The sequence below is a fragment of the Flavicella sp. genome, from assembly GCF_037132785.1.
GTDB lineage: Bacteria > Bacteroidota > Bacteroidia > Flavobacteriales > Flavobacteriaceae > Flavicella.
Genome location: NZ_JBAHZZ010000018.1, coordinates 21755 through 28555, shown reverse-complemented (window position 1 = coordinate 28555; position 6801 = coordinate 21755). Strand labels below are relative to the sequence as shown.

The 6801-nt window shown below is 30.5% G+C and carries 6 protein-coding genes; 1 reads left to right on the top strand and 5 read right to left on the bottom strand.

What is annotated here, in order from left to right; genetic code table 11:
• Positions 1-748 precede the first annotated feature (748 nt).
• From V5787_RS01350 to V5787_RS01340, 3 genes are all read right to left on the bottom strand, one after another.
• Positions 749-1513 carry a peroxiredoxin-like family protein gene (locus tag V5787_RS01350; protein WP_336891493.1) on the bottom strand — a complete coding sequence of 255 codons (765 nt, stop codon included), beginning with the start codon at positions 1511-1513 and terminating at the stop codon, positions 749-751.
• A gap of 357 nt (positions 1514-1870) precedes the next feature.
• Positions 1871-2530: a CDP-alcohol phosphatidyltransferase family protein gene (locus V5787_RS01345; protein WP_336891492.1), complete on the bottom strand. Its 660-nt coding sequence runs from the start codon at positions 2528-2530 to the stop codon at positions 1871-1873.
• Complete coding sequence (locus tag V5787_RS01340; protein ID WP_336891491.1) at positions 2530-3324, bottom strand: phosphocholine cytidylyltransferase family protein; 795 nt, start codon at positions 3322-3324, stop codon at positions 2530-2532. Before V5787_RS01340 ends, V5787_RS01345 begins: the two co-directional genes overlap by 1 nt.
• 663 nt (positions 3325-3987) lie before the next feature.
• Between V5787_RS01340 and V5787_RS01335 the strand changes: the two genes are divergently transcribed.
• Positions 3988-5061 (top strand): TIM barrel protein, encoded by a 1074-nt coding sequence (locus tag V5787_RS01335; RefSeq protein ID WP_336891490.1) that lies wholly within the window; start codon positions 3988-3990, stop codon positions 5059-5061.
• A gap of 127 nt (positions 5062-5188) precedes the next feature.
• Here the strand turns inward: V5787_RS01335 and V5787_RS01330 are convergent, their stop codons facing one another.
• Together V5787_RS01330 and V5787_RS01325 are read right to left on the bottom strand one after the other, a co-directional pair.
• Positions 5189-5584, bottom strand: a complete 396-nt coding sequence (locus tag V5787_RS01330; protein ID WP_336891489.1) for a DUF3010 family protein — start codon at positions 5582-5584, stop codon at positions 5189-5191.
• A 116-nt stretch (positions 5585-5700) separates the two neighbouring features.
• On the bottom strand, positions 5701-6798 hold the full coding sequence (locus tag V5787_RS01325; RefSeq protein ID WP_336891488.1) for a glycosyltransferase: 1098 nt from the start codon (positions 6796-6798) through the stop codon (positions 5701-5703).
• Positions 6799-6801: the final 3 nt, after the last annotated feature.

Here is a 6801-nt window from a genome sequence, read left to right as displayed (position 1 = left end):
GTAAATCACAAATGCTATCTGCAAAAGTAGGTGTTATTTGTAGTTTCATGGCTTGAATATACATCTTAATAAGCTAACAAACAATGATTTATATCCTAAGTTTGGGTCTTTGTTTTTGTCATGTACCTTGCAACGGTCTTGCCTTGTTTCATGGATTTACGAAATTATTTGAAATTACTTTTGATTTTATATATTCAAAGTTGTCATCAAATAATGATAAATTAGGATATGAATTTTCTCCAATTTAATGTTTTGGAATTAATATTCCCTGTTCAAAGTTCAGGTCATTGAAAAACATCTCGAATGACAATATTTGTGTTTCATTCGTATCTTAAGTTTTTTCAATTATTGAATTCAATTTATTATACCAATTTGAAAATCTTCAAATGCGTTTAGATTAGGATAAAATTGAAGAATACAAAAATTCCCCAACTCAACTCATTCATTTATAAAATCTTCAATTTTTTGGGGAATATTCATTTTTCCATTATTGTTTTTACTTATATATAAGAAAATCATAATCTTAACCTATTGAGAGTATATTCAAAATAATAACTGCAAGTTTTCTTACTGTTACTCAAATTACCGTGCACGTATTTCTATAATTTATTAAAAAAAACGATGAGGTGTCCTCTTCTATATACTCCCAATGGTATTTCCCAAAGTCTAAAAGCTCTTTTTAACCTTCTACTTTTACTAATAAATAAATTTAGTAGTTGTTACGTTTATTACTTGAGCTCAGCATCTCTTACTTTGAGATATTGCCAATATTTTTTAAAACATTTGTTAATTCAGAAGGTTCCGCTCTATTTCTGTAGTCTGCATCAAGAAATGCATAGATTATTTCACCCTCTTGATTTATTATATAAGTTGCAGCCAATGGAAGCTCGCTAGAATCGTCTCCATTGTATTTTGTAAGATTAAATTTATTGTTGTAGATATCTGACACATCGGATGTTAGTTTAAAGACAACTCCATATTTTTTTGCTATCGTATTTCCAATATCACTTAGAACCTCAAACTCTAAATTGTTTTTCTGAGACGTAGTAACTGAATTGTCAGGCAATTCAGGACTTATTGCTATTAAACTTGCCCCATTGGCTATAAAGTTCGGTAATTCTTCTTGTAATTGGTGAAGAGTTAAGTTGCAGTAAGGACACCAACCTCCTCTGTACCAGACCAGTACCACTGGACCTTTTTTCAAGTATTCAGTCAATTCAACTGTATTACCTATAGCGTTTTTTAATTTAAAATTGGGTGCTATTTCGCCTACTTGTTTCGCGTTTTCAAGTATACCACTACTTCTCACCGCGTCAATACCTTCTTTATATATGCTTTTGGTTTTCTCATCTGCCTTAAGTTCAAAATTGTTTTTCTTTTCATCCAATATTGATTTTAAAGTTGGGTCTTTATTCGTATCAACTTTATTACCATTTACCATTTTTTCATCTGATTTGACTTGCTCATTTTTTGTTTTATTTACGTCTTTACACGAAAAAAAACATAAAATCATGAAACTTACTATGTACAAATTTGATTTTCTCATTTCTCTTTTTTTAATGTTCGTTAATTACCTCAGGCTAGTTATTTAATAATTCTTAAATTTAAGAAAAAAAACACAATACAGAAATAAGCTATAAATAGAATGTTTTTCACCTAAAAATGTTGCTAAATTCCTTATTTTAGTTTATTTCAATAATCAAAACCATTGAAATATTTTTGTAGTTTTCTACTTACTCCTAATATTGGTACAGAATACAATTCTTCGTTACTGAAATTTATTTAATTTTCACCTAATCAAAGGAAAAATCTTATATTTTTTTTCTAATCTTAAGAAGATGTCAAAAAAACTTGCACCATAGGGGGGAGGTTACTTTTTTGAATTTACTCTAATTTTAATAATAGAATAAAGATAAGAAAATATAAATCCAGCTGCAATTACAGGAGCTGTATACGGAACCAACCAAGCCAAAATAAGTGATACATTAACCAGCAATATTGCCATGGCACTTTTAGTCATACTCCTAATCAAATAAGGCATAAGATAAGGTACAAACATAGTTATCGTATTTGATAAAAACATAATAATTAAGACCCAAGTGGGATCAAAACTAAATAATTCTGCCAATAGTAATGCAAATAAAGTGTGACGTATAAGTTCATTAGTAGGAGAACCTCCTGAATTTGTATGAGAAGGATCTAACCTTGCTACTGATCGTATCAAAATTGCAGCAACAGCAATTAAACCAATAATACCACAAATAGCACCATAGTGAAACCCAACAAACATAACAATAATGGTATGTGACACTGCATCACAAACATTATCCATCCGAGCTCCAAATTCACTTTTAGCATTTAGTTTAATTGCTAAAATACCATCAAGATCATCCATTATATTATTATAAATGATCAAAGGAATTAGATACAGGTAGCCGTTGTCTGTAAACAGTATTACCAAAGGCAAAACACCAAGGATCGAGACAATGTTTGGGATATTTTTATAGACTTTTTTTAAAATATTATTCACTAGACTACAGTTGATAAAGGTTGTTTTGTAAATAACATATTCTTTTCACATTCGTGCAAATCTGCTATGGTATCTATTTCATACCAAAAATCATTATCAAAATAAACACAGTCAAAACTTAGACTACCATCTGCAACCATTTCTGAAAACACAGCTTCATAATAACCATTTACTTTACCTTTCGAAATCCACGAACCTAATTGATTACCAACTTGTTTCCACGATTCTAAAGAAAAACTATAAATATTAACGGTCTTAAAGTTGGTTTCATTTATCACATGTTCACCAAGATTAATAGCAGCTACTTTTCTAGGCAATTGTTTATCAATTGTAATAGTTGTACCATTCATCCAAGGTAACATATGAGAAACAGCCATTCTATTAGGCGAAAGCATCTCCTCTAATAAAGAAGGTTTAAAAATTAAATCACTTTCAATTAAAACAAATGATTCCTTCATTTTTTCTCTTGCCAACCAAAGTGAATAAATATTATTTGTCGTTTTATATACTGGACTTATAATATACTCAACTATAATATCTTTAGATACCCTTTTAAGATAATCTCTAATTTGCTGCTCAAATGGTCCAATAACAATAACCAAGCGTTTGAATTTATAATAATGAAGAGTCTCTACAAGACGTCCAAGGATTTCAATTTCATTAACTACGGTCAAACATTTTGGAGCTTCATTGGTCAAAGGACTTAAGCGACTCCCAGTGCCTGCAGCAAGAATAAGTGCTGTTGTGATTTTTTCTGAACCCTCAGAATTCTTCAAATTGTAAATTTCTGTCATATAAATAATAGTTTTAAGTAAAAAAATAATTTCCACAAGAAAAACCTTACACTTTTAGACCGAGGAATAGGCTAATAAGTTTAGAAAGTAAAAGATACCACTAGAGCAAACTAGTAATCCTTTTTTAAAAAATTCTTATATAAGTTATGAAACGAAATTTATTTATAATTCAGAGATAGAATCAGTTAGTTCGTTTATCCTTCTTAGGTGAATATTTTGCAAATATAGTGAAAATTTAGACACAAAACAGTCTAATTTACCACTCCCCTATTGTTGTAATTATCCCCAAAGGAAACTCAACGTCCAAACACACAGATACAAGACTAACAAACAACAAGTTAAATACAGATAAAAAAGATAAAGCCACTTAAATTATATTCCTATTTATTCCATGCACTCTAAAACACAACATAAACCTAACACGTAACAACTTCCATAATTAGAACAGGAGTAGTTGATTCATACAAATTTTAATTACTTTTAAACCTCATAAGAACTACAACCAAAACAGATAGATATTCACTCTAAAATGGCATTCATACTCTTGGATAACACCAGAATAAGAGAGCAAACACTACATAAAAATACACAATCTTAATATTAAACAAACACTAAGGTAACATTCGACAGCTACGTTTGTTATAAGATATAAAATTTGTAATAATGACAATGAACATACCTTCCTTGAGAAATTTGATATTACAAGGGAATCCCTATATCAACGATACTGCTGAGGCTTTGAAACTTATAGATCGTATTGAACACATTGAATTACACGCACATACCTATGCGTTTTACCTCAACCTACAGCATAGCTCCTTCGATATTTTTGATTTATGTGCTTTCGCAGTAGAAAACAAACTACAGGGAGTAAATATTCATATAGATGCTGGAAATGATAAAAGTATTTCTAATTACAGCCCAAAGAAATTACGGAAACTAAGAAACTATCTTGAATTGCATAATCTCAATATTAATATTGAAGCTAGCAGCACTTCAAAAAAAGTAATTAGTAGATCTATACATCTAGCGAACAGCTTAGGCTCAAAAAACATCAGAGTATACGATCGTTATAAAGGGCAGCTGAATGATATTATTCAAAAATGCATCAAAAGAATGAAGAACGTTGCACAAACTGCGGAAAAGTATGACTTGCATTTTGTCATGGAGCCTCACGAGGTACTCAAATCCGAAGAGTTAGTACAAATAATTGAAGCCGTTAATAGCCCTCGCGTGAATTTATTATTTGACTTTGGAAACATGCTGAGTACAGCTGAGCAACCACTTGAGGCCTTAGAAACCATGCAACCATACATCAAGCAAGTTCACCTTAAGGGAGCCAATATTGAAGCAGTTGAACCAAATGGGTTTGCACAAATTGGAGTCAGACAAGGAGACGATGATTTACCCCATGAAATGATGCTTTTTAAATTACTTATGTTAGGGGATACTATGCCACAAGTAGGTGCTTTTTCACTTGAACAGCAAGTAGGTTATTACGCACCTCCATACAGATTTGAAAATGAACCTCAAGATCCATTTATACCCAAAAGAAAACCAAGCAAAACTCAATTACATCCTAAGCTCAATTTGGACGAAAACCTAGATTTAGAATTAAAAAACGCATATCACCAAGTCGAGTTTATCAATAAAACTCTTGAGAACTTATCTAATATTGCTTCAAAGGAGTTAAAAGAAAAGCAAATGGCAGATTCATGTCTAGAATTACAACTATAATTCTAAAGTTGCTGTACTGTCAGGTTATCGACAAGAACCCTTATGACTACAACGGACTACAGATACCTCCTATTGAATGGGATTACCATTACTCTAAAAAACGCCAACCAGCAACCAGTGCTTTGCTCTACTTCGGCAATTTAAAAGCCTTTAAATCATCTAAAAACACACGATTTGTCTCTTTTTTATAAGAAAAATTAATCAGCCTTGTACAAGAGCCTGTGGGGTATGTAATAAATTCAATAGATTGTTTTTCACATTCACTAAGAACTGAAAATTCCATTCGAACTCTCATTTTTTTTGAATCATTTCCTCCCTCACATAAAACAACTCGATCAACAGTTTGACTTTGAAGATAGTTAGAAAAATTAGTTTGAAATTCTACCATATTCTTTATTGACGTATCTTCTTTTGGTATTGCTAATAACTTCCCAAGGTTCGTAACAGAAAAAGTATTTTGACGGCCTTCTATAAGCAACATTCCTGCTGAATTACTCATTATTTCTATAGATAATACTTTCATGTTTTTTTCGTTTTTTATTTTGCAACCAATCCATTATTAAGTCCATATATTAAAATCAAAAACTTGACCAGTTAATTTTTTCCCTTGACAATTTCTATATTATTATAAACATTAATCTACGACAATAAATCAGCCCATGTTTTCTTAATCTCATCATAAGATAAATGCTTGATACTTTCTAAACAATTTTGCTTACAATAGTCAAGCAATTTTTTATCTAAACACATACTATTTAACGCCTCAGTAAAACTTACAAGATTCTTTTCAACTAACAACCCATTGAACCTATCTTTTATAATTTCACTAGGTCCAGTTTCACAATCAACTGTTACTACAGGTGTTTCACATGCCAAAGATTCTACGATTGACATAGGGAACCCTTCATAATGACTTGTTAAAACCGTAAACTTAGCAGCTCTTACAAACGAAAAAGGATTTGCACATCTTTTATGGAAAATAATTAAATTTTCTAAATTTAATTTCGAAACCAATGATTTATACATTTTCTCGTGAGGTCCATCACCTAGCAAAACTAACTTTATATTTTTCTCTGGAAGTATTGATTTTTGATAAGCTTCTATTAAAAAATTTAAATCCTTAGACTCATCATCTAACCTTCCGTAAAATAAAATATAGTTTCCATATTTTTGAGATTCAAGTAGAACTGTATCAATACCTAAATCATATGAATTATAAACCGTTGTTAGATTATCAAAATTATGAAGTATTTTTATTTTAGATGTAATTCCCTTAGAAACACAGACAAGTAAAGATGATTTTTTATACAATTTATTAAAAATGAATTTACTTCTCACAATAGGCAGTACAAAATTAGAATCCTGTATCATAGCAAGGCTATGAATCATATAGAATGTATTTACTTTGTAAAAAAAACTCACTAATAAGAGTTCTCTAAAAAAATTCTTCCGTGACCTATTATCGACAATTAGATCTATTTTATTTTCTTGTAAATACTTCTTTAGAAAGCTCAATCTTTTGACAATTCTTACGGGCAGTAATTCACCAAACCCAATCTCCTCTAAAACGAATATTTCACCATCAAAATCAAATGGTTTTTTATCAAATTTTGAAATAGACAAAACAGATACTGTATGACCCAAATCTGTAAAAATTTTCGATTGTAATGCTGCTACTTTTTCAGCCCCACCTAATCCGAGGGTTGAAACAACGATACATATCTTTTTCTTCTTCAATTT